4 protein-coding genes are annotated in these 25,071 nt (G+C 75.6%); all 4 read right to left on the minus strand.

Annotation, left to right across the window (positions count from 1 at the left end; translation table 11 throughout):
* Window positions 1–15: 15 nt before the first annotated feature.
* Genes IE239_RS19220 through IE239_RS19235 form a run of 4 tightly spaced genes read right to left on the minus strand, consistent with a single transcriptional unit; the run spans window position 16 to window position 24,927 of the window.
* Window positions 16–1,263, minus strand: coding sequence for a hydroxymethylglutaryl-CoA synthase family protein (locus IE239_RS19220; RefSeq protein ID WP_190150588.1), 1,248 nt, complete (start codon window positions 1,261–1,263; stop codon window positions 16–18).
* Window positions 1,260–23,051 (minus strand): SDR family NAD(P)-dependent oxidoreductase, encoded by a 21,792-nt coding sequence (locus IE239_RS19225; RefSeq protein WP_190150589.1) that lies wholly within the window; start codon window positions 23,049–23,051, stop codon window positions 1,260–1,262. Before IE239_RS19225 ends, IE239_RS19220 begins: the two co-directional genes overlap by 4 nt.
* Complete coding sequence (locus tag IE239_RS19230) at window positions 23,048–24,676, minus strand: AMP-binding protein (protein ID WP_190150590.1); 1,629 nt, start codon at window positions 24,674–24,676, stop codon at window positions 23,048–23,050. The genes IE239_RS19225 and IE239_RS19230 overlap by 4 nt, the downstream gene beginning before the upstream one ends.
* A complete protein-coding gene (locus IE239_RS19235; protein ID WP_190150591.1) occupies window positions 24,673–24,927 on the minus strand; it encodes an acyl carrier protein in 255 nt (84 codons plus the stop codon). The genes IE239_RS19230 and IE239_RS19235 overlap by 4 nt, the downstream gene beginning before the upstream one ends.
* Window positions 24,928–25,071 lie beyond the last annotated feature (144 nt).

The raw sequence follows: 25,071 nt of genomic DNA on the forward strand, positions 1-25,071 counted from the left end.
GGTACCTCCGGTTCGTCAGATCCATGCGTACTGGCGGTGGTGATCGCGCACGCCGGTGAGCGCGAGCAGTTCGGGGCGGTCCGCGGCCCGGCCGAGCAGGGCGGCGTAGCGGGCGGGGTCGACGTCGCGGTGCGCCGCGGGGCGTAGACAGGCGGTGTTCTCCGCGAGCAGCGCCGTGTACTCCGCGAAGTCGAGGTCGGCGCGGGCCCGCAGCCGGGGCCCGATGCGTGCCTCGGCGACGGCGGCGGCCGCCTCCGGTCCGACGACGCCGCTGAAGAACTCCGAGGAACATCCGGAACCGTAGGAGAACAGCCCCACGCGGGCGGGCCCGTCGAGCCGGGCGTGGTCCAGCGCGCTGGCCAGCGCCAGGTAGAGCGAGCCGGAGAACAGGTTGCCGGTCTGGCCGGGGTGGACCAGGGAGGGCGCGACCCGGCGCTCGAAGTCCGCGGCCACAGCGTCGGCGGGGCTGCGGTACAGCTCGCGCATCAGCCTGCGGTGTGCGGCCCTGACCATGCCGGAGAACGGGGTGTGCAGGGCGAGCAGGTCGAAGGTGGTCGCGAAGTCGGCGCCCTCCACGCGGGAGCGGTAGTCGGCGAAGCTGCGCGAGAGGCACTCCAGATAGGCCATGAGCGAGCGGTCGGCGTCCGCGATGTCGAGGTCGGGGCCGGGGCGGGCGGAGTCCAGGGTCTCGAAGCTGTGCACGCCGAACGCCCCGGGGTCGGCGGTGAGGACACGGGGACGGTCGCCGACGAGCAGCGCCACGGCTCCCGTGCCGGTGACCGGCTCGGCGTACCGGGCGCGCTCGTCGGCCAGGGACATGTCGGTGGAGACGATGAGCACCTTCGCGCCGGGCGAGAGCCCGCCGGCCAGGTAGCCGACCGCGAGCTGCAGGGCGGCGGTGGCGGCGTAGCAGGCCTGCTTCGTCTCCAGCAGCCGGCAGGTGGGCGGCAGACCGAGATGCCGGTGCACGTAGGACGCGATGGACTTGCTGTAGTCGATGCCGGACTCGCTGCTGGTGACGAGGAGTTCGATCCTGTCGCGGTCGGCGGGGGCCAGCCGGTCCAGCAGCGGGCGGGCGGCGTTGACGGCGTGCGTGACGGGGTCCTCGAAGGGCAGGGCCACCGAGCGCCGGTCGGAGGCGACGTTGTCGAAGCGGCGCGGATCGAGGCCGCGACCGTCGAACACCGCGCGGGCGCTGACGGCGGCGCTGCCCGCGTACACGTCGAGGGCCTCTATGCCGTACCCGGCGGGCGTGCCGCTCATCGGGCCTCCTCTGCGGCGCCGAGTTCCGCGAGGAAGCCGGCCAGGACGGCGGTCACCCCGTCGGGGTCGGTGACGGTCGGGAAGTGCCCGGCCAGCGGCAGTTCGTGGTATCGGGCGTCGGGGATGGCGCCGTGCATCAGATGCGAGGTCTTGCGCGGTACGACGGCGTCGACGCCGCCGGCCACGACGAGGGTGGGCACGGCGATGTCGCCGAGCCGTCCCAGCAGGTCGGGCTGCTGGGCGAAGACGTCCAGGTAGCGCAGCCCGATGTGCGGGGCCATGCTCTCGCAGCGCAGCAGCCGTGCCGTGTGACGGGCCCGGTCGCGCGCCACGTCCTCGGAGCCGGCCGCGACGATCCGGTCCAGGTCCTCGGCGACCAGGTCCTCCAGGCGGTTCACCTCGCCCACGCGGTTGGCGTATTTGTACGAGCTGCACACCAGCGCCAGCGACGCGGCGCGGTCGGGGTGGGCGAGGACGAAGCTCTGCGCGAGAAGTCCGCCGAAGGAAGTGCCCATCACGTGCACCGGGCCGGTCACGTCCAGCCGGTCCAGGACGTCGCGGTACAGGTCGGCGATGCCGGGCAGCGAGATGTCGTCCGCGACGGTGGTGGCGCCGACGCCGGGGTGGTGGACTACCAGCACCCGGTAGCGGTCCGACAGGCCCGCGACCTGGTCGGCGAAGACGCCGCCGCCGAGGTTGAACGGCGGCAGCATGAGCACGGCCGGACCGCTGCCGCAGTCGAACACCTCCACCGCGCCGCCCTCCATGGGCAGGAGGTGCCGCCGTGTCCCGGGAGCCCGCTCCCGCAGCAGGTCGTGGTTCTCCGACGCGGGGGCCGCGGGCGCGGGCCGTTCCTGGAAGGCCTCGCGGATGTCGGCGGGCAGCGCCTCCGTCGGGTGGTAGGAGCGCAGTGCGGCGGGACCGCGGACGCCGGGCACCTCCGTGAGGTCCGGCACCGACGCCGGATCGGCGACGAGCACCGCGATCCGGTCGGCGGCCCGCTCCAGCGTCTCGCGGTCCATGCCCAGCGGCACGGCGAGCCGGATCAGGCGCCGTTCCGGCGGCGCGGTGCCGTCGGTGAGGCGCGCGCCCGGGCTGAGGTGGGGGCCGCCGCGTACCCCGGTGGCCGCGTAGACCGCGGCCAGGAACGAGGCGAGGGGGTGGCGGAGCGCGGTGCCGGCGGCGGCCTTGTCGACGTCGAACAGCACGCAGTGCGCCGAAGGTCCGGGCACCAGTGGCACGCCGCCCAGCTCCAGCCGTTGCCGGAACGCGGCCACGTTCGCCACCCGCTCGGTCACCAGCCGCTGTGCGGACTCCTGGTCCAGCAGGGCGGCGGAGAGCAGTCGGCGCGCGGTCAGCCCCGGCTCCCGCCCGCGTTCCAGCATCCGCTCGGTGAGCCGCTCGGCCAGCCGCTCGTCGCCGGTGGCGATCAGGCCGCCGCCGTCGACCCCGAAGTCCTTGGACAGACTGAACGTCACCGTCCGGGCGAGGCCCAGCATCTCCCGGGCCACCTCCCACGGCTCCCGGCCCGGCAGGCCCGGCTGCGCGCCGGCCGCCAGCACCGCGTTGTCCAGCAGCCGGGTGGCGTCCAGCACCAGCGGCACGCCCCTGGCCCGCGTCCGCTCAGCTACGCCGCGCAGGTTCTCCAGGGACAGCGGGGCGCCGCCGTGCGCGTTGGTGGCGGTCTCCACGAGGACGAAGGAGACGTCTCCGGCGTACCGCTCCAGCGCGTCTTCCAGCGCCCCCAGATCGAGGTCCGCGGCGAAGGGGCCCTCACCTGCCACGGGCAGCGCGACCGAGGGGTCGAAACCGTGCTCCACCAGGGCCGCCAGCCAGGTCGGGAAAGCCGAGCCGTGCAGCACCCGGCCGCGCCGCCCCGGCCAGGCCCGGCACAGCCGGTCCTCCGCCGTGCGGCCCGAAGCCGTGAAGAACCGGTGGGCGAACGGCAGCCAGGACACGGCCGGCGGCTCCTCCCCCGTGACCCCGGCCGCGTCCGCGAGCTCGGCCAGGGCCCGCCTCCGCTCGGGCTGCCACGGGTCGGCGCGGTCCGCCCAGGAGTCCGTGAGGAGGTCCAGTCCGACGGACACGTGCGCAAGCCGGACGGGATTGTGCCCGTGCGCGGCCAGTTGGGCCAGGTACGAGGCGCGGTCGGAAGCGGGCTCCTTCGGCGACGGGGCGACGGCCTGCGTGGGCGTCACGGGGACGACGGCGGGCGCGGGGGTCACCGGGGCGACAGCGGGCGTGGGCGTCGCGGGATCGGCGATCATCAGGATGACGTCGCTGACCTCGCTGGCGGCCTCTCCCTCGGGCTGCACCAGGTACAGGGTCCGGTTCTCGGGACGGAACTTGTTCTTGAACTGGTAGTTGCCCCCGCCGAAGATGCCCGCGTCGCGGAGTTCGGCCAGGGCACGGACGACGGACTCGGACGCGTTCGGCGAGGCGCCCATCTCGCCGCCGAAACTGGCGCCGAAGCTGAAGACCTCACAGCCCTCCTCGCGCAGTCGCTCCAGGATCCGCACGAGAGCGAACTCCAGTCCGCCGAGCGGCATGTGGTCCGGATAGAACTCGACGTCGAGGAGGTAGCCGTTCTCGGACGGGATCCGGGTGATCACGACGGCGTTCACCAGAGCGTCGTCCAGGTAGGTCAGAAACAGCCGGTGGCGCGCGTCGAGACCGCCGCCGGCCAGCTCCTCCCGGACCCGCCGGACGTACGGGTTGACCATCTGCTTGGTGGCCGCCCAGCCGTCCACCAGCGTGGCCAGCTCCGCGTCCACGCCCGGGTCGTCGCCGCTGCGGTACTCGGCCGCGCGGCAGGCGCCCGCCTTCTCGAACCGCTTGACCATGTAGCGCAGCCGGCTCATCCTCCCGCCGGACAGCGTGAAGGATCCCACGTCCTCGATCCGCTGGAGCGCGCCGAAGGGCGTCGCGGTGACCGGGGCGCCGCCCACCTCCTCCAGCCGGACCAGGGACAGCAGGTTGGGCCGCAGGCCGCCGCGCCGGGCGTGGTCGAAGTACTCGGCGGCCAGGTCGGCGAAGTGGTCCTCGGGACCGGTGTAGTTCCAGACGAGCATGCCCCGGTCCCGCTGCGACAGTGCGAAGAAGCCGCGGCGTCCGGCGCCGACGAAGAGGTACGGGGCGATGTCACGGCCCCCGAGCCCGCTCTCCTTGCCGTGCCGCCGCTCCAACTCCGCTATGACCGGACCCAGTTCGGGGTCGGCGGCGGCTTCCGCACGGGTGAGCGTCGCGGCCCGGGCGGCGGGGCCGGAGGGAGGAGCGAGGGCGGGAGCGGAGGCCGGGGTGCGCACCTGGGCCGGCGGCCGGACCCGTGCGACGGCCGCGCTGCCGTGCGTGCGGCACAGGGAGTCGGCGAGCCGGTCCAGTGTGGGTTCCTCGAACAGCAGGGCCTTGGGCAGGGCGCCGAGGCCGCTCTCCAGGGCGTTGACACCGCGGAGCATGTCGAAGGACGTGAAGCCGTTGCCCTCGAAGGTGACCGCCGGATCGAAGGGACGGCCGAGGACCTCTTCCAGAACACGACGCAGTGCACCCCGCGGGTCGTCAGCACCGGTCGGCGTCTCCTCGTCCGGCGACTGCCTGTGCGGTGTCGACCCGTCCGGCACCGGCCCGTCAGGCATCAGCCCGTCCGGTGCCTGCTCCTTCGGTGCCTGTGCCTCCGGGAGGGTCGACGGCGGGATCTCGCGTGGCGTCGGTCGGGGCGTGCCGGTCCCGGCGGACGTCAGCACATGGGCCGCGAGCGCGGCGACGGTGTCGTGCTCGTAGAGGTCGGCGCCCTGGAGGTCGAGGCCGTGCAGGTCGTTCAGGGCGCGGGCCACGTCCATGCGGAAGATGGAGTCCAGGCCGAGGTCGGCGAAGGGCGTGTCGTCCGCGAGGTCGGCGGCCGGCACGCCGAGGACGTCGGCGACGAGACCCCGTACGGTGACGCGGATCTCCGTGGCGGAGGGCCCGCCGTCGCCGGGCGCGTGCGCTGCCGGGGGTGCGGCGCCGTCGTCCGCCACGGGCTTGGCGGTGCCCGGTGACGTCGCCCGGACCGGGGTGGCTTCCGCGGGAGCGGCGGGTGCGGCCGGTGCGGCCGGTGTGGTCGTGCCGAGGGACTGCAGCCGTACCCGGGGACGGGGTGGGGGCGCGGTGGCCGTCTCCGTCTCGTGCTGCTTCGCCTTCGCCTTCTCCTTCTCCTTCTCCGGGTGAGCGGTGGTGGCTGCCTGGTCGGGGTGCGACACGGGGGACTCCGTCTTCGCTGGCCGGGGCGGGGTCGGGGCGGTGAACCAGTGGCGGCGCGGGTGGAACTCGGCCCTCGGCAGAGCGTGGGCGCGCGCGGCGGGCCGGTGCGGGTCGTCGGGCGGCGTCCAGGCCTCCAGCACCACGTGGGCGTTGGTGCCGCCGAACCCGAACGAGCTGATCCCGGCCCGCCGGCAGGGCCGCCCGTGTTCGTCCTTGGCCCCCTCCCACTCCGTGGTGGCGGTGCCGATGCGGAAGGGCGTGCCGTCCAGCCGGAGGTACGGGTTCGCCTCCCGCAGGTGCAGATGCGCGGGCAGGATGCGGTGCCGCATGGCCAGCAGCACCTTCAGCAGCCCGGCGATCCCGGCCGCCGCCTCCAGGTGGCCGATGTTGGTCTTCACCGAGCCGAGGGTGATGTGCGGCTCGGTGGGCACGGGGTCGCCCGTCTCGCCGTACAGGCGGGCGAAGGCGTCCTTGAGGCCCTCGGCCTCGATCGGGTCGCCGAGCCGGGTGCCGGTGCCATGGGTCTCGATGTAGGTGACGGTGGCCGGGGAGACGCCGGCGACCCGGTGGGCGCGGACCACGACGTCGGCCTGGGCGCGCGGGTTGGGCGCGGTCAGCGAGGGTGACCGGCCGCAGTGGTTGACGGCGCTGCCCCGGACGACGGCGAGGATCCGGTCGCCGTCGGCCTCGGCCCGCTCCAGCGGCTTCAGCAGGACCGCGCCGACCCCCTCCCCGCGGACATATCCGTCGGCGTCCTTGTCGAAGGTGCGGCAGCGTCCGGCGGGGCTGAGCATGCCGGACTGGTCGAACACCCGGAACAGGCCAGGGCTCAGCGCCAGGCTGACGCCACCGGCGATCGCCTCGTCGCACTCGCCGTCGGCCACTGCGCCGACCGCTCGGTGCAGGGCGACCAGGGAACTGGAGCAGGCCGTGTCGACGGTCTCGCTGGGGCCGCGCAGGTCGAGCAGGTGGGAGACGCGGTTGGCGACCAGGGAACGGGCGACTCCGGTGGCCATGTGGGCCTCGGTGTCCGCACCGGACCGGGCGATCAGCTCGCCGTAGTCCGAGGTGGCCATGCCCACGAACACGCCGGTCTGACTTCCCGCGCGGTCCTGCGGCCGGTATCCGGCGTCCTCGATGGCGCGCCATGCCGTCTCCAGGAACAGCCGGTGCTGGGGGTCCATCAGGCGGGCCTCGGCCGGGGAGATCCGGAAGAACGCGGCGTCGAAGTCGGCCACGTCCGTGAGGAATCCGCCGCGCAGGCCCGCCGTGGCCGGGTCCGCCAGCAGGTCGGCGCGGTCCGGGGGCACGGGACCGACCAGGTCGTCGCCGGCGCTCAGGCGCCGCCAGAAGGCGTCCAGGTCCGGCGCGCCGGGAAGCCGCCCCGCCATGCCGATCACGGCCACGTCGCGGCGACGGCGTGCGGGGGCGGACGGGGGTGGCGCGACGACGACGGGCGCCGGGTCGTCGGTGCGCCCCTCGTCCCGCGGCTCCGTGGCCGCCGTGGCCGCCGTGGTCGTGGCCGCCGCGGTCGGCGGGAGGTGTACGGCGTCCGCCTCGGCCGAAGGCTCCCCGTCCGGCAGGGGTGCGGCGCCGACCTCCGCCGCGTGCTCCCGGCTCAGGTAGGCCGCCACGTCGTCCAGCGTGGGGTGCTCGAACAGGACCGTCGGCAGCAGTTCGAGTCCGTAGTGGTCGTTGACGCGGACGATCAGCTCGCTCAGCGAGATGGAGTCGAAGCCGAGGTCCATCAGCTCGGTGGCGGTGTCCACCTCGCCCGGGTCGACCATCAGGAACTCCGAGGTGAAGAGGCGCAGTTGACGCCCGACCACCGCGCTCAGGGAGCCTGGGTCCGGGTGTCGCGCGCCGGTCGTGGTGTCCGTGTCCGCCTCCTCTTCGCAACCGGTCGACGGCTCGGGCGCGACGGCCGTCGGGGTGGCCGGGGGCGTGGCCCGTTCCACGGGCAGCCACCGCGTGTCGGTTCCGGTCAGGGCGGCGTGAAAGACCGCGAGGCCGGTGTCGGTGCGCAGCGGCGCCATCGCCCAGCGCTGGGCGAACAGCCGGCGGGTGGCGTCGTCGACGTCCATGCCGCCGTCCTCCCACAGGGGCCAGCCGATCGCCGTGGTGCGTCCCGAGCGCTCGCCGCGTTCACGCAGCAGCTCCCGGTTCTCGGCGAAGTCCAGCTGGAAGGCGTTGGCGTAGGCGTAGTCGGTCTGCCCGAGGTTGCCGGTCTCCCCCACCAGCGAGGCGCACAGGACGTAGAAGTCGAGGTCCTCGTCGCGTGTGGCGTGGTCCAGCAGCACCGTGCCGGCCACCTTGGGGCCGAACACCTCGGCGGCCTCTTCGGCGGTCTTGAGGACGGCGCGGGCGTCACGGTGCACCCCGGCCGCGTGCACGATGCCGTTCAGCGTGCCGTAGCGGGTGCGGATGTCGGCGATCAGGCCGGCGACGTCCGCCGCCGAGCCGAGGTCGGTCGGCCGGTACCAGACGGTGCTGCCGCCGCGCCACAGCTCCGCCGTGCGCCGTTCGATCTCCCCGTCGAGCGGCGAGCGCCCGGCGAGCACCAGGTTGACGGGCTCGGCGTCGGCGAGGAACCCGCCGAGGATCCGGCCGAGAGCGCCCGCGCCGCCGGTGACGAGGTAGGTGCCGCCGGGGCGGACCGGCAGCGGCGCGTCCGGAGACCCGGCCGGTGCGGGCCGCTCGGCCAGCAGGCGGAGACGGCGTCGGCCCTCGCGGTCGTGGAGGATCTCGGTGACGCCGCTGCCGGTGCGCTCCAGTTCGTCGGCGACGGCGGCGGCGATCCGAGCGGCCGCGGCTCCTTCGCCCGCCGCGTCCTCGTACGCCTCGAAGCCGACGGTCACCGCGGCACAGCCGCTGTGCTCCAGCGTGAGCGACTTGAGCAGGGCGCCGGTCGCGGAGAACTGCGGCTGCCGCCGGGCGGTCCCGTGCGCCACGGCCGCGCGCAGCCGCACCCGGCGGTCGCGGGCGAGCAGAGCCGCCGCCGTCCACAGGAGCAGGTGCGGTCCGGCGTCGAGGTCGTCGGCGACGGTGTCCAAACGGGGCGGTCCGGCGGCCGGCGGGCAGACCAGGACGAGTGCGTCGGGCAGCCGGTCGCGTGCGGCGAGGCCGTCCACGAACCGGCGCAGGCCGTCGGGGGTGGCCGACACCGCGCCGTCCGTGCCGGACTCGCCTCCGCCCGCCTGCACGCAGTCGCAGTCGGCGCCCCGGCGGCCGAACTCCTCGGCCAGGGCACGGCGTACCGGCGTGTCCGGTCCGAGCAGCAGGACCCTGCGAGCGGGCTCGGCCGGCGCGGAAGGGTCCGCCGGGCGCGGCTCCAGGGTGGGTGCGAGGCGGTACAGGGTGCTGGAATCGCCTTCCGGGCCGGCGCCCAGGTGCTCGACCCGGGTGGGGAGTTGCGCGGCTGGGCCGCCCATGGTCGGGTCCGGCACCCCGGTCTCCAGCCAGTGCCGTGCGCGCTCGAAGGGATACGTCGGATACGGCACGGTCCGTACGGCGCGCCCCTCCCACAGAACGGCCCAGTCGACGTCGTCTCCGACGGCCCAGCGGCCGGCGAGCCGGGCGAGGGCCGCCGCCGGGTCCGCCCCGCGGGCGTCCCGCAGCAGGCCGGAGCCGGGGCCGTGCCGCTTGCCGCCCCGGCCGGGGGCGGCCCTGCCGACGACGAGGCCGGGGAGCTCGGCGCGGCCCGTGTCGGCGTAGGAGCGGAGCAGGACGGCGAGCCGCTCCGTGTCGGCGCAGACCACCGCCAGCCGTTCCGGGAAGTGGCGGCGGCCGGTCTGGCTGGTGCGGGCGAGCGAGGCGGGCGAGGTCGCGGCGCCGTCCGCAGTGGCGAGGTGGTCGGCGACGCGGCGGGCGTAGGCCCGGAGGCGTTCGGCGGACCGCGCCGACAGCAGGAAGACCTGCGGTCCGGGGGGCGGCGCGGCGGTCTCGTCCGGTTCGGTGTACTCCTCGAGGATCAGATGGGTGTTGGCGCCACCCGCGCCGAACGAGCTGACGCCGGCCCGGCGAGGGCCGCCGCCGGGCGGGGCGGGCCACTCGGTGAGCGAGCGGACCGGTTCCAGGGCCGCCGCGTCGAAGTCGATCCTGGGGTTGAGCCGGTCGAGGCCCGCGCAGGGCGCGAGCCGGCGGTGCCGCAGCTGGAGCAGCGCCTTGGTCAGTCCGGCGATGCCCGCCGCGCCTTCGAGGTGCCCGATGTTGGCCTTGACGGACCCCACCGCGCAGGGGCGTGGCCGACCGCTTCCGCCGAGGGCCTTGCCGAGCGCCGCGATCTCGATCGGGTCTCCCAGGGCGGTGCCGGTGCCGTGGCACTCGACGTACGACACGGTCTCGGGCGCCACGCCGGAGTTGTCCAGGACGCGGCGGACCAGGGCGGCCTGCGCGTTGGGGTTGGGCACGGTGTAGCCGCCGGTCTTTCCGCCGGCGTTCATGGCGCCGCCCTTGATCACGGCCCAGATCCGGTCCCCGTCGGCGACGGCGCGGTCGAGCGGTTTGAGCAGGACGGCGCCGACGCCCTCGCCGGGCACGAACCCGTCGGCGGCGGCGTCGAACACCTTGCACCTGCCGTCGGCGGACAGCATGTTGAGAGCGCTCAGCGACACATGGTGGGCCGGGTGCAGGATCAGGCTCACGCCCCCGGCCACGGCGGTACGGCACTCGCCGCGCCGCAGGCTCTCGCAGGCCAGGTGGACGGCGGTGAGCGACGACGAGCAGGCGCTGTCCACCGAGATGCTGGGGCCCTGGAAGTCGAAGAAGTACGACACGCGGTTGGCGACCGACCAGTGCGCCGAGTGCGCGCCGGACAGCCGGCCCTGCGGCCAGGCGGTGGCCGCGATCTGCCCGTACGTGCCGTACATGACCCCGACGAAGACGCCGGTGTGCGGCTCGTGGGTCTCCGGGCCGAGGCGGCCGTTCTCCTCCAGCAGGTTCCAGGCGGTCTCCAGAAACAGCCGCTCCTGCGGGTCGATGTGCGCGGCGTCGCGGCCCAGAATGCCGAAGAACGCGGGGTCGAACCGGTCGACGCCGTCCAGGAAGGCCCCCCAGCGGCTGTAGGTGCGCTGGGGTGTGCCGCGCTCGGCGTCGAACGTCGGCCGCCAGTCCCAGCGGTCCGCCGGCACCTCGGTGAACGATGTGGCGCCGGCGGCGAGGTTGCGCCAGAAGGTGGCGAGGTCGGGCGCGCCGGGGTAGCGGCCGCTGACCCCGATCACGGCGATGTCGGAGGAAGCGGCCTGTGCCGCCGGCGGACCGGGATCCGGGCGGGGCGCCACGACGGCCGGCGTTCCGGGGGCGGGTGTCACCGCGGACGGCGTTCCGGCGGAAGGCGTTCCGGCGGACGGTGGCACGGCGGACCCTGCCACGGCGACCGGCGACGCAGCGGCTGACGTCCCGGCGACCGGCAGCATCACGACTGACGTCCCGGCGACCGGCGGCATCGCGGCTGACGTCCCGGCGACCGGCAGCATCACGGCTGACGTCCCGGCGACCGGCGACGCAGCGGCCGATGTGCCGGCGACCGGCGTCACCGCCGCTGACGTTCCGGGGGGTGTGGGCGTCGGTGCGAGCAACCTGGCGACGGCCGGGGCGTGTTCGGCGGCGAAGTGGTCGGCCAGCTGTGCGATCGTCAGCTTCTCGAACAGCAGGGTCGCGGGCAGCTCCCCGAAGTCCTCCTCGAAACGGTTGACGAGACGCAGGCTGACCAGCGAGTCGACCCCGTAGTTCTCGAAGGTGACCTCGTCCGCGAGCGCGCCGGGATCGAACCTCAGCACCTCGGCGAAGACGTCGCGCACATACGCGCGCACCCGGGCGACGTCCGGTACGGCGGGCGGTGCGGCGGGCGGTGTGACGGAGCCCGGGGCCGTCGCGGCGACGAACACGCACTGGTCCAGGGCCTCCACGGGAGTGCCCGGCGCGCCCAGCGTCCGGACCGGCCCGAAGCCGCTCGCGGTCAGCGCCCGGCGCCACTGGTCCGGTCCCAGCAGGGGCGCGTGCGGGAGCCTGCGCTCCGCGTCCTGGAACGCCCACCAGCCGGGCGTCAGGCCGAAGGTGAGGGTGAGGAAGTCGGAGGCACGGGTCACCTCGTTGAGCAGCACACTGCCTCCGGGCGCCACCAGCCGGCGCACATGTGCCAGGGTCCGCCCGATGTCGGCCGTGGCGTGCAGCACGTTGGTGGCGAGGACGAGGTCGTACCCGTGCGGGGTGAAGTGCTGTTCCTCGGGCGGGCGTTCGATGTCGAGGGGGCGGAAGGACAGATAGGGGCGGCCGGGGCCGAACTCCCGCTCGCCGTGCGCGAGGAAGGCGGGCGAGACGTCCGTGTAGGTGTACGCCACCGCGGGGACGTCGTCCGTGCCGCGCAGGGCCTCGTCGAGGGCGTCGAGGACGAACGTCGTGCCCGCGCCCGTTCCCGCGCCGATCTCCAGGATCCGCAGCGGCCCCGCGGCGCCGTCGGCCGGCCGGCCGCGCCTCAGGGCGGCCACGGTCTCCGCCGCCATGAGCCGGTGGTGGTGGTCGGACAACGGCTGCCCCCGGTACACGGATTCGACCAGATCCACGGATCCGCCCGGGAAGAGCACGTCCGTGGCCGGGCGGGAGCCGTCGAGCACCTCGGGCAGGGCTTCGACACACCGCCGCAGCAGGGTGACGTGCGGGCGCATGGCCGGATGACGGGCGACCAGCTCCTGCGCCCGGACGCTCTCGTGTCCGGTCCTTCGCAGCAGGGCCGCCACGGCCCGGAACAGCCGCTCACCGGCGCTTCCCTCGGGATGCCGGCCGGTCCACCGGTCCAGGACGGTGTGGGCGGCGTCGCCCGCGCCGAGCCGGGTGCGCAGCAGGGTCGCGGCAAGCCGCTCCAGCTCGGCGAATCCGGCGCGGGACCGCGCCAGGGGGTCCTCGGAGCCGTCCGGTTCGGCGCCGAGGAGGGCGAGTCCGCGCCGGGTGCCCTTCACGACGACCGCCTGGGCGAGGCCCGCGCCGAGCACGCCGGTGAGCGCTTCGATGCCCTCGTCGGGCTCCAGCGACGCGATGCCCAGCTCGGCGAACCGCTCGACGTGATGCTCTTGCGCGACCGCGCCGACGCTGCCCCAGAAGCCCCAGTTGACCACGGAGGCGGGGAAGGACCGCTCGCGCAGGTGTCCGGCGAAGGCGTCCTCGAAGGTGCTGGCCGCCGCGTAGTTGGCCTGACCCGGCGCGTCGGCGAAGGAGATCGCCGAGGAGAAGCAGACCAGGAAACCGGGCGGCTCGTCCTCGAGCGCGGCGGCCAGTGCCACCAGACCGCTCGTCTTCGCCGCGAGGACGTCCAGGAACGTGTCCTCGTCCATGGCCGCGAGGGTGCGGTCACGCAGCACCAGCGCACTGTGGAAGACCCCGTCGAGGCGGCCCACCCGGGCCCGTGCCTCGGCGACGATGCGCCGTGCGTCGGCCGGATCGGCGACGTCGCCGCGCACGTGGACGGCGCTTCCGCCCAGCGCGTCGAGTGCGGCCAGCCGCGCCCGCACGGTGTCGTCCGGGGCACGGCGGCCGACCAGTACCAGACGCGCGTGGTGGGTTCGGGCCAGGTGGCGGGCGAGCGCCGTGCCGACCCCTCCCGTGCCCCCGATCACGAGATACGCACCGCCCTCGCGGAACGCGTCGCCCGTGGCGGCCGGCTGCCGCGCCGGCGCCAGCCTGCGCACCAGCCGGCGGGGGCCGCGCAGGACGACGAGGGGCTCCGCGCAGGGCTCGGCCGCCAGCCGCTCCGCCGACTCGGCCCACTCGGTCGACTCGGTCGACTCGGCCCACTCGGTCGACTCGGTCGACTCGGCCGGTGAGGACGTCCGCGGAGGCAGGTCGACGCAGCCCGCACGCCACTTGGGGTACTCGGCGGCGGCCGACCGGATCAGGCCGATCAGACCGGCGCTGTGCGGCTGTGCGGGACCCCGCTCGTCGTCGGCGACCGCGCCGCACAGGGCCACCTTCACCGTGAGCCGCCGACTGCCGGCTCCTCGGGCGAGCAGCGTCTTCAGCAATCGGAACAGGCCGAGCGTGGCCGCGTCGGGGGCCTGTTCGGGGACGGGCTCGCCGGGGTCGTGCAGGGCGAGCCAGTAGACGGTGTCGGGAACACCGTCGGGCACCTCGAGGGACGCGGCGCCGTCGCCGCCCGGAAGGGCGATCGTGGTAACCGGCTCCCCGGCGGCCGCCAGGGCCTCGGCGAGGGGCCGCGCGGCGGAGGTGTGGAACGCCCAGGTCGTGCGCCCGTCAGGGGGCGTCGCCCGGTCCACGGGGCCGGCCACGGGGCCGGCCTCCCTCAGACGCGGGACGAGGACAGTGGTCTCCGGTCGTGCGGACGCCTGCTCACGCGCGTCGGCCGGCACCGGCAGCGGCCGCAGCGCCACCCCCACGAAGGACGCGCACTCGCGGCCCTCGGGGTCCGTCACCCGTACGGTGAACGCGGCGCCGTCCCGTGTCGCGTGGGCGAAGCCGCGCCTCGGCAGCGGGGCCCGCACCTCCAGGGCCCGCAACGCGAAGGGGACGAGGGGGTCGCCGCCGGGGTCGCGGGCCAGCAGGGTGAGCGTCTGCAGGGCGGCGTCCAGGACGGCCGGGTCGAGCGGCCAGGACGACTCCTCCCCCACCGGCGTGTCCGGGGCGCGCAGCACTCCGAGCGCCTCGTCCGCACCTGCCCACACCCCCTCCAGCGCCTGATAGGCGGGCCCGTAGGAGAGACCTCCGGCGGCGAAGGCCGCGTACAGGTCCGCCCCCGGGTGCCAGGCGGGACAGCGGTCGCGCACCTCTGCGACGGGGAGCGGGTCCAGGGCCGCGCCGTCGCCGGAGAGGGGCTGTACACGGCCCCGGGTGCACGACGCCCACTCTGCGTCGGCGGCCGACAGTTCGAAGCTCAGTCCGCCGGCCGGGGACTCCTCCGTCGTGACCCGGATGTCGCGGGCGGCGGTCACCTCGACCGGGCGCAGCCACCGCACCTGCGAGACGCGGACGGCCCCGGTGATCCCCTGCCGGGCGGCGGCGCGCACCGCGAGCGAGAGGCCCGCGACTCCCGGCAGCACGGCGCGGCCGCCCAGCCGGTGATCGGCCACGACCCGGTCGTGCGGGGCGAGGACCAGAGTCAGCGTGCCGGGGTCCGCGGGCTGGCGCGGTGCGCCGGCGTCCGGCCTGGGGACGGACACCCAGTGCCGGTCCCGGGCGAAGGGATAGGTGGGCAGCGGCACGCGGCGGGCGCTGCCGGGCGGGTGCAGGGCCGCCCAGTCGACGGTCCCGCCGTGCACGTACGACTCGGCGAGGCGGCTGAGTCCGGACTCGCCGGTCGCCGGGGTGTGCGCGTACGGGGCCGCACGGCGTGCGGCGGCGCGCAGCGCGCGGACGAGCTCGGCGCGGTCCCGGACGACGAACGCGGCGCGCAGCGGGAAGTGGGTGCGGCCGACACCCAGGGTGAGGGCGACGTCGGCGAGGGCGGGCGTCGGGGCGTCCTCGGTGTCGAGGGCGTCGGCGAGCCGGGTGACGGTCTGTGCCAGGGCGTCCTGGGTGCGTGCCGAGACGGGGATCAGAAGGGCCCGGCCGGTCTCGGCGGGCGCGGACGTCCGGGGTGGCGCCTCGGCGACGACGGCGTGCGCGTTGGTGCCGCTGAACCCGAAGCTGCTGAGTGTGGCGATCCGGGCGCCTGTCGGGCCGGGACGCCAGACGTCGGTGCGGGTGAGTACGCGGAAGGGGCCCCGGGACAGGTCGATCTCGGGGTTGGCGTCGGTGAAGTGCGGCGTGGGCGGGAGCCGGCGGTGTCGCAACGCCAGGAGGATCTTCAGCAGTCCCGCGATGCCGGCCGCCATGGTGGTGTGACCGATGTTGGCCTTGACCGAACCGAGCACGACCGGATCCACGACGACCGGATCCGCGGCGGCCGGATCCGCGAGGACGGCGCCGTCGGTGCGGAACGCGTCCTGGAGTGCCTTCACCTCGATCGGGTCGCCGAGCGGGGTGCCGGTGCCGTGGGCCTCGACGAGTCCGATGTCCGCGCCGGTGACGCCGGCCGCGCGGTGGACGCGGCGCAGCAGTTCGGTCTGGGCGGCGGCGCTGGGCGCGGTCATGCCGTTGGTCCGGCCGTCGCCGTTGACTCCGGTGGCCTTGATGACGCCGTGGATGTGGTCGCCGTCCGCCAGCGCCCGGGCGAGCGGTTTCAGCACGACCACGCCGACGCCCTCGCCGAGCACGATGCCGTCGGCGCGCGCGTCGAAGGGGGCGCTGGTGCCGGTCGGGGACAGCATTCCGGTGTTGCTGCAGCGGACGTGCAGGCGCGGGGTGAGCATCAGGGCGACGCCGCCCGCGAGGGCCGTGCGGCACTCCCCGCGGCGCAGGCTCTCGCAGGCCAGGTGAACGGCCGTCAGGGAGGAGGAGCAGGCGGTGTCGACGGCCAGGGTGGGGCCGGTCAGGTCGAGGAAGTAGGAGATGCGCGCGGCCAGCACGGAAGGCGAGGAGCCGAGGAAGGCGTGTCCGGTGTCGGCCTGTCCGGCCGCCGCCAGGAGGTCCTCGTAGTCGCCGGCGCCGCAGCCCACGAACACCCCGCAGTCGCGGGTGCCGCGCTCGGTCGGCCGGTCGGTGCCGCCCGCGCCGTGCCCGGCGTCCTCCAGCGCCCTCCACGCCTCCTGGAGGAAGAGCCGCTGCTGCGGGTCCATGGCCTCGGCCTCCAGCGGCGAGAGCCGGAAGAAGCCCGGATCGAACTCGTCCACCCCGCGGACCAGCGCGGCCCACTTGCTGTCGGTGCGGTCGGCGACGGACCGGTCCGGGTCGTACCAGCGGCCCACGTCCCAGCGTTCCGGCGGCACCTCGGCGATCTCGCTGCGCCCGGCCTCCAGGTTCCTCCAGAAGGCGTCGAGGTCGTCGGCGCCCGGGAAGCGGCCGGACATCCCGATCACGGCGATGTCGGCGGCGACGACGTCCGGTCCGCCCGGCGCGCCGGGCGGTTCGGGTTCGGGGTCGGGGCTCTGCTCCTCCTCGCCGGACCCGGCCTCCGTCGCGGCCGGGGCACGGCGCGGTACGGGGCGCAGGGTCACCATGGCGGCCGAGGGCGCGGAGACGGCGGGTCCGGGAGCGCCGTCCGGCAGCGACACGCGGGACACGGGCCCGTCGACCGGCGCATGGGGTCCGGAGTCGCCGTCCGCCCTCGGGCGGGAGGCGGGCAGCGGGGCGGACTCCGGCCCGGGCTCCGGCGCGGGTGCCGGTTCAGGCGCGGGTGCGGGTGCGGGTGCCGGTTCGGATGCTGGTGCGGGTGCGGGTGCGGGTGCGGGTGCCGGTTCGGATGCGGTGACGGTGTGCGGGGCGCCGGGGTCGCCAGGGTCTCCGGACGCGCCGGTGCTCGCAGGGGCGGCGCCGCGGGTACCGGCCCCGCCGAGGGCGTCCGTGCCCGTGGCGGCGGTGTCCCGGGGGGCGGTTCCGGCCGGCCGCCCCGGGGCGAGGGCCGCTCGGTGCAGGGCCGCCGTCCGGTGACGGGCCGTCATCAGGGCGGCCGTCATCGCGGGCACGGTCGGGTGGTCGTAGACCGCCACGGCCTCCAGCCCGACTCCGTGCCGCTCGTTGAGGCCGCGGACGACCTCGACGGCGCCGATCGAGTCCAGCCCCATCTCGGCGAAGGTCCGCTCGTCGTCGATCTCCCCCGGCCGCAGGTAGAGCACCTCGGCCAGCGACGCGACGACGTCCGCCCGCACCTGCGCCTCGGAGGGCCCGGCCACGGCCTCCCCCGGCGGCGTCGCCTCGGGCCGGACCGAGGGCTCCGACGCCTTCGCCACCGGGGCCGGCTCCTTCGCCGTGGTGCTCCCGGCCCCCCGGAACGCCTCCACCCGGGCGAAGTGGCCCCTGACCCGGTCGCGGGCCTCGGCGCCGAGCACCTCCTCGTGCATCCGGACCTCGCGCCCGACCACCTCGTCCAGCCGGGCCAGGACCCGGCCGGCCAGCTCCTGCTTGAGACGGCGCACGGCGCCCTCCGGCCGGGCCGCGAGCGCACGGGCGCGGTCCAGCGCGGCCGGCAGCACCTCGCGGCCCGGCAGGACCGTCACCATGGCCCCGTAGCGGTGCAGTTCGGCCCCGGTCAGGGACCTGCCCGTGAGCATCATCTCGTCCGCGAGCGCCGAGCCGAACCGGCGTTCCAGGACATAGGTCGCCCCCATGCCGGGGGTGAAGCCGTAGGAGACGAAGTTGGCGCTGTAGACGCTCTCCTCGGCCAGCAGCACCACGTCGGCGTAGAGCCCGAACGCCAGTCCGCCGCCGGAGGCGTGCCCGTCGATCGCGGCGACCACGGGCCGGTCGCAGCGCAGCAGTCCCTCGTACACGAACGCCTGGTCGGTGAAGCGCCCGTCGCCGTCGGCCAGCATCTCCAGGGCCTCGGCGGTGCCGCCCATGCTGAACACGCCGTCGGAGCCCGTGACGACCACTGCCCTGACGTCCGTGCGCGCGGCGACCGTGCCGAAGATCTCGCGCAGGTCGCGCAGCAACCGCTCGGTGAACATGGGCGAGTGCATGCGGATCAGGCCGATCCCGCCGTCCAGGACGACGAGTTCGGCGCCGTCGTCACGGGCGGTGGCCGTGGGGGCGGGCGAAGTAGGGGCGGAAACGGCGGGAGCGGTGTCGGTGGGAGCGGGTGCGGCGGGAGCCGTGGCCGGAGCGGCGGTAGCGGGGGCGGGGGTGTGCTCCGCCCGGGCCGGTCCGGGCGGCGTGACGGGCGCGGATTCGCGGTCCGTGGCCGTCCTGCCGGTCCATCCGCCGGGCCAGCAGCGCTCCTCGCGGAAGGGGTAGCCGGGCAGAGGGACACGGCGGGGGCGCGCGCCGTCGCCCGTGCCGGGCCCGGCCCCGTGGCCCGGGTCGTCTGTCCCGCCCGTGACCCAGCTTCGCGCCCGGTCCTCCAGGGTGTGTCCGGCCTCCGTCGCCGCACGGGCGGGCGGGGCGTCGGCCGACGCGGTCCCCCGGTGCTCGCGGGGTCCCGGCTCGGCGCCCTTCGCCAGGCGCTCCAGCGCCGCGCGCAGTTCCGGGAGGCTGTCCGCCACGACCGCGAACCGCACCGGCATCGCGGTACGGCCGACCCGGAGCGTGTGGGCGAGGTCGTCGAGTCTCGGCAGGCCGTGCCCGCCGGTGCGGGCCGCCGCCGCGGCCAGGCCGGCCCACGTCACTGCGGCCTCCTCCAGCGTGGTCCCGCAGTGCACCGCCGCCGCGAACTCCTCGGCGACGAAAGCCTGTTCGAGCGCCGTGTGCGCGGCGAGGTCGTGGGCCAGGGCCAGCAGGGCGGCGGGGTCCAGGCCGAGATCCTCGAAGGTCTCACCGCCGCCGAGGGACGTCTCGGGCACCGCCAGACGCCGGGCGACGAGGGACCGTATCAGCGCGGGCTCGCCCGTGACGGCGTCCCCGGGCCGTTCCTCGTCCGGGCTGAGAAGGGCGAGCAGGGCTGCCGCCCGCTCCCGCAGGGCCTCGTCGTCCTTGGCGGACAGCACGAACAGCCGGGAGCCGCGCGGTGCGGGCCGGGCGGGGGCCTCCGGCGCCTCCTCCAGCACCAGATGGGCGTTGGAGCCGCCCGCGCCGAAGGCGCTGAGCCCGGCCAGACGCCGGCCGGCGGACGGGCGCGGCCAGGGCGCGGCGCTGCGCTGCACCGCCAGCCGGCCGTCCCCGAAGTCGAGGTGCGGGTTGAGCGTGTCGGCGTGCAGCGAGGGCGCCAGGGCGGCGTGCCGGAACTGCAGGAGCACCTTGGTGAGCCCGGCGATGCCGGCCGCGCTCTCCAGATGACCGATGTTGGTCTTCACCGAGCCGATGGCCACATGCTCGGGACCGGGTGTGAAGGCGGCCAACGCCGTGCGCAGGCCCTCCAGTTCGATCGGGTCGCCGAGCGAGGTGCCGGTGCCGTGGGCCTCGACGTAGCCGAGGGCGCGCACGTCGGCGCCGGACTCGCGGACCGCGTCGGCGACGAGCGCGGCCTGCGCGGTCGGGCTGGGCACGGTGAACCCGCCGGTACGGCCGCTGTGGTTGAGCCGGGCGGCGCGGATGACGGCGTGGACGTGGTCGCCGTCGGCGAGCGCCCGGTCCAGCGGCTTGAGGAGTACCGCCCCGACGCCCTCGCCGGGCACGTAGCCGGTGCCGCCCTCGCCGAAGGCGCGGCACCGGCCGTCCTGTGACAGCCAGCGTCCCCGCGCCAGTTGGAGGTACTTCTGCGGGTGCGGCATGACGTTGACGCCGCCGGCCAGCGCGAAGGTGCTCTCGCCCCGGCGCAGGCTCTCCACCGCGAGCTGCACCGCCGTCAGCGACGAGGAGCACGCGGTGTCGACGGCGATGCTGGGGCCGTGGAAGTCGAAGGCGTAGGAGACGCGGTTGGCGACGGAGGAGTGGAGGGCCACCGGGGCGGTCTCGTCGTCGGGGTCGGACACGAACTGGAAGTGGTTCCACATGACGCCGGCGAAGACGCCGACCTGTTCGGCGGTGAGGGACTCCGGCGGATACCCGGCGTCCTCGAGCGTCTGCCAGGCGATGGTCAGGAACAGTCTCTCCTGGGGGTCCATGCGCTCGGCCTCACGGCGTGAGATGCCGAAGAACAGCGGGTCGAAGCGTTCCATGCCGGTCAGGAAGCCGCCCCAGCGGCCGTAGGTGCGGCCGGGCCGGCCGGGCTCGGGGTCGAAGAGCGCGTCGTGGTCCCAGCGGTCGGGCGGCACCTCGGTGACACAGTCCCGGCCGGCGGCGAGGTTGCTCCAGAAGGCGTCCAGGTCGACGGCGCCCGGGTAGCGCCCGGCGACGCCGACGATCGCGACGGGTTCGGGGGTCGTCCGGGCGCTCCGCCCGAGGACCGGGGCCTGCGCGGTCGCGCCGTCGTCCGCCACGGGCGCGAACAGCCCGGTCGTCAGCGGTCCGGCCGCGCTCGGCTCGGCGTGCACGGCCACCAGCCGGGGCGGGGTGCCGGGCCGGGCCAGACAGCGGTCCAACAGGTCCAGCGCGGCCCGGGTGGGCAGGGGCCGCATCCCGGACCCGGCGGAGCGGGCGAGCGCGGCGGCGTCGGCGCGCATGCCGCCCTCGGCCCAGTAGGGCCAGGCCAGGGACAGGGTGCGTCCGGTGCGCGCGGGGTCGGCCGCGCGGTGGCCGGCGAAGGCGTCGAGGAAGGCGTTGGCGTAGCCGTACGCGCACTGGCCGGTGTTGGGCAGCACCGCGGACAGCGAGGAGAACAGCACGAACAGGGCCGGGTCGCTGTCGGCGGTGGCCCGGTCGAGGTGCAGGGCGCCGGCCAGCTTGGGGGCGAGCACGGCGCGGGTCCCGGCCGGGTCCCGGCGGAAGTGCAGGGCGTCGTCGGTGCGGCCCGCGCAGTGCAGGACCGCGTCGATCCGGCCGTACAGCTCGCGGCACCGGGCGGCGACGGCGTCGGCGTCCTGGCGGTGGGAGACGTCCGCCTGCACGTAGTGCGCCTCACCGCCCCGAGCGGCGCAGCGGTCGAGCAGCGCGGTGACCGTGGCGTCGAGCGGCCGGGTCCCGCACAGCACCAGGCGGGCCCCGAGGGTCTCGGCCAGGTGTCCGGCGACGAGCGAGCCGATGCCGCCCGCTCCGCCGGTGACCAGGCAGACGGCGCCCCGGGGCAGGGCGGGCGCGTGCGGGCCGTCGAGGGTGTGAGGGGTGAGGCGGCGCACGTGCCGCTCGCCGTCCCGGTGCCTGCTCTCGCTGTCCTCTCCGGTGTCGGCGGCCTCCGCCAGAAGGATGCCGGCGAGTTCGCCGGCGTCCGGCGCGCCGACGACGAGCGTGCTGCGGCAGCGCAGGGCGGGGTTCTCGGCGGTGATGCCGCGGGCCAGGGCTCCGACGGCGCTGTGCTGCGGGGCCGCGTCCTCGTGCTCGGCGCGGAACAGGAAGCGGAGTTCGCGGGGGACGTCGGCGGGTCTGCCGGCCAGCGCGCCGGCGAGCGCCCAGACGACGTCGTAGCCGTCGGTGGTGTCGGCGGAGGGTCCCGACGCGGGTGCGGGGCAGACGGCCAGGACCGTCGGGGTGGAGCCCTCGGCGGCGAGCTCGTCCAGCAGGCGGGCGAAGTCGGCTCGGCTGCCGGTGGGCATGCGCCAGGTGTCGGGGCCGGTCCGCTCGTAGGCGAAGGCAGGCAGCACGTGCACCGTGCGCCGTCCCGGGGCGGCGCAGTGGCGCAGCGCGTCGGGCAGCGCGGGGTCGCCGGTGACGACGAGCAGGTCGCCCGGCGGTTCCGGGGCGCGGGTCGCGGTCAGGGGGACCCAGCGGGGGCGGTGCAGGCCGAGGCGGACGTCGGCCGGGGGCGGCGCCGTCGGCTGCACGGGCGGCTCCGCGGCGGGGGCGGGCGCGGCGGCGGGGGCGGGCGCGGCGGCGGGCGCCGCTGCCGCCCGGTCGCCGGCCGGCAGGGTGATCGTGTGCCGCTGGGCCAGGTGGCGGGCGACGGAGGCGATGTCCGGGTGCTCGAAGAGGAGCGTCGGGTAGAGGCGGCCGTCGACGGCCTTCTCCAGTTCGGCGCTGAGTGCGAGCAACGCGACGGAGTCAAGGCCGAGTTCGTAGAACCCGCGGTGGGGGTCGACGGTGTCCGGTTCACGGCCCAGCAGGCCGCCGATCAGGGTGCGGACATGGGTGACGAGCCGCTGCTCGGTGTCGCCGTCCGGCGTGGCCGCCGGGGCGGGCCCGGGATCGGTGCGGACGGCCGCAGCGGTGGGTTCCCGCGGCGCGGCCGGGGTGTCCAGCAGCCGTGTGATGAGCCCGGAGTGCCGTACCCGCTTGCAGCTGAGCTTGGTGAACTTGGCGACGAAGCGGCCCTGTTCGTCGTGGATCAGGCAGTCGTTGTGCATCAGGTCGCCGGAGGGGGCGACGGTCTCGGACGTGGGCACGTGCACCCAGCAGGGGCCGGTCACCGCGCGCGGGGCGCGGAACTCGGCGATGTGGACGGGGATGAACGGGTCGGGTCCGGGCGGGGGCCGGTGGCCGAAGGCGACGAGGGTGGCGGCGTCGAGCTTCGCCGGATGCAGGTGGAAGGCGCTCTCCTGGTCCCGGGCGCCGGGGTCCGGCGAGAGGTGGGCCAGCAGGCCGCCCGTGTCGAGGCGGTGCAGCGGGCCGAAGCCCATCATGGGCGGGCCGTGCTCGATGCCCTCGGCCCGGGCCTGCCGGTACAGCTCGTCCATGTCCCGGGTCGACTCGGCGCGGGTGAGCAGGACGCGTGGGTCGATCGGAGGGGGCGGGGGTTCGTCGGTGAACTCCAGGCGGGCCGAGAAGTGCGGCCGCCACCGGACGTCGTCGGGTGCTGCCGCCGCCGGGTCCGTGCCCGGCGCCATGACCGCGCCGGCCGCTTCCACGGGGCGGGCGCCGGCGTCGTCGGGTGCGCCGATCGTGACGCGGACGGCGAGGTCGCGCCCCGGGGCGGTGGCGATGGGCTCGGCGAACAGCACGTCGCGCAGCACGGCGCGTTCGGTGTCCAGTCCCTGTGCGCGCAGGATGCGGTAGACGATGTCGAGGAAGGTCGCGCCCGGCATCACCGACACCTGGTGGATGCGGTGGTTCTGCATGATGAAGTCGTCGTGCGGCAGCGAGAGGTGACACTCGATCGGGTCGTTCACGGCGTGGCTTCCCCCTCGTGTCCGAGCCGGCCCACGGCGTCCTCACGCAGCCGGGTCCGGTCCGTCTTCCCATGGGCGTTCAGCGGTGCGTCGGGCAGCCACCACAGGTGGCGGGGCAGCATGTAGGCCGGCAGGCGGTCGGCGAGGCGTTCGGCCAGCGCCGCGGTGTCCGGTTCGGGGGCGCCGAGCAGATAGGCGACGAGACGGGTTCCGCCGGGCGCGTCGAGGGCGAACGCGACGGCCTCGGCGCCGGAGGTGTCGCGCAGGGCGGCCTCCACCTCGCCGACCTCCACCCGGTAGCCGTTGATCTTCACCTGGGCGTCCTTGCGGCCGAGGTGGACCCAGCCGTGCACGGTGGCGCGCACCTGGTCCCCGGTGCGGTACCAGCGCCGGCCGTCGTGGTGCAGGAAGCGGCCCGCGTCCTGCGCCGGGTCGAGGTAGCCGCGGAACATCTGGGGCCCGGTCATGACGAGTTCGCCGGTGCCGTCGTGGGGCGAGCCGTCCGGGGCGAGGAGCATCGCCTCCATGCCGTCGTTCGGGTCGCCGATGGGCACGGTGGCGCCGTACCGCGGATCGGACAGGTCCTGGTCGGGGCGCCAGCGGAACGCGGTGCAGGCGATGGTCAGTTCGGTGGGGCCGTAGATGTTGTCGAGGACGCCGTCGGGGGCGGCGCGCCGCCAGTAGCGTGCGGTGTCCACCAGCAGGGGCTCGCCGGCGAACACCGACTGGCGCAGGCCGGCGAGACTGCCGGGAGCGAGGCGGTCGCCGCGCTGCAGGCCGCGCGCGAGGCTGGGAGTGCTGTGCCAGACGGTCAGCCCGTACCGGCGGACCCACCGCGCCGGGTCCAGGGCCTGCAGGCGCGACAGCACGCACACACAGGCGCCGCCGGCCCAGGCCGGGAAGATGTCGCACATCGCCAGGTCGAAGGTGGTCTCGTGGACCTGGCTGAACCGGTCCTCGGGGCGCACGGCGTAGCGGGAGAGCGAGGCGGCCAGGAACGCTGACACGTTGCCGTGGCTGACCGGGACGCCCTTGGGGGCGCCGGTCGAACCGGAGGTGAAGAGGATGTAGGCGATGTCGTCGGGCGTCCCGGCGGGTGGCTTCCAGGCGGTCGCGCCGCCGGGCTCGGACGGTTCGCCCGCCGTCAGGACGCGGGCGCCGCCGACGGCACTGGGCAGCTTCGCGGGCAGCTCCTGCCGATCCGTTCGCGGGGCCAGCACGACGTGCACGGGCGCGGACCGCACGAGCCGCGCCACCTGCCCGGCGGCGTCCGGGGCGGCGATCACGGCGCCGCAGCCCGCGGCCCGCAGCACGGCGGCGTTGCGGGCCACCGGGTTCTCCGGGTTCAGCGGCACGGCGGGGGCGCCGGCGTAGAGGGCCGCGAGGAGGCCGATGTACGCCTCGGGTGTCTTGGAGGCGAGCACGGCGACGGGAGCGCCGGGTTCACCGGCCGCGGCGACGGCGGCGGCCCAGGTGCGGGCGACGGCGTCGGTCTCGGTGTAGGTCCAGCTCCGGTCGAGGATCCGCAGGGCGGGGCCGTCGGGGTTGCGGGCGAGGCCGTCGGCGAACCACTCGTGCAGCATCCTGGCGGCGCCCGGCCGGGCGCCCGGCCCGCCGGCCGTCATCGGTTCGCCAGACAGCCGCTGACCACGCGCCACAGGTCGGCCGGCGTGGCGAAGCTGGCCGGGACGAGGGCCCCCTCGGGGAACTCGATGTCGTAGGCGTCCTCCAGCCGGGCGGAGAGACCGACCATGCCGAGGGAGTCCAGGCCGTGCGCGGGCAACGGGAGTTCGGCGCGCAGCGGAGCGGTCGGGGGGTAGTCGGTGAGTGCGGCCCTGACCAGCTTCTCGTAGGTCTCGTCCCAGTTCGTCGCCACGGTGCGCCTCGTCCTTCTCGTCGTCGCCGGAGTGGTGCCGGTGTGCCGGGGTGCCGTGTCGGAGGGCCGTGTCGGAGAGCACGCGCGCGGACGGTTCCGGGGAACGTCGCGGAAAGAGCGTGCGGGCCCGGTCGGAAGAAAGAT

This window comes from Streptomyces humidus, assembly GCF_014649655.1.
GTDB lineage: Bacteria > Actinomycetota > Actinomycetes > Streptomycetales > Streptomycetaceae > Streptomyces > Streptomyces humidus.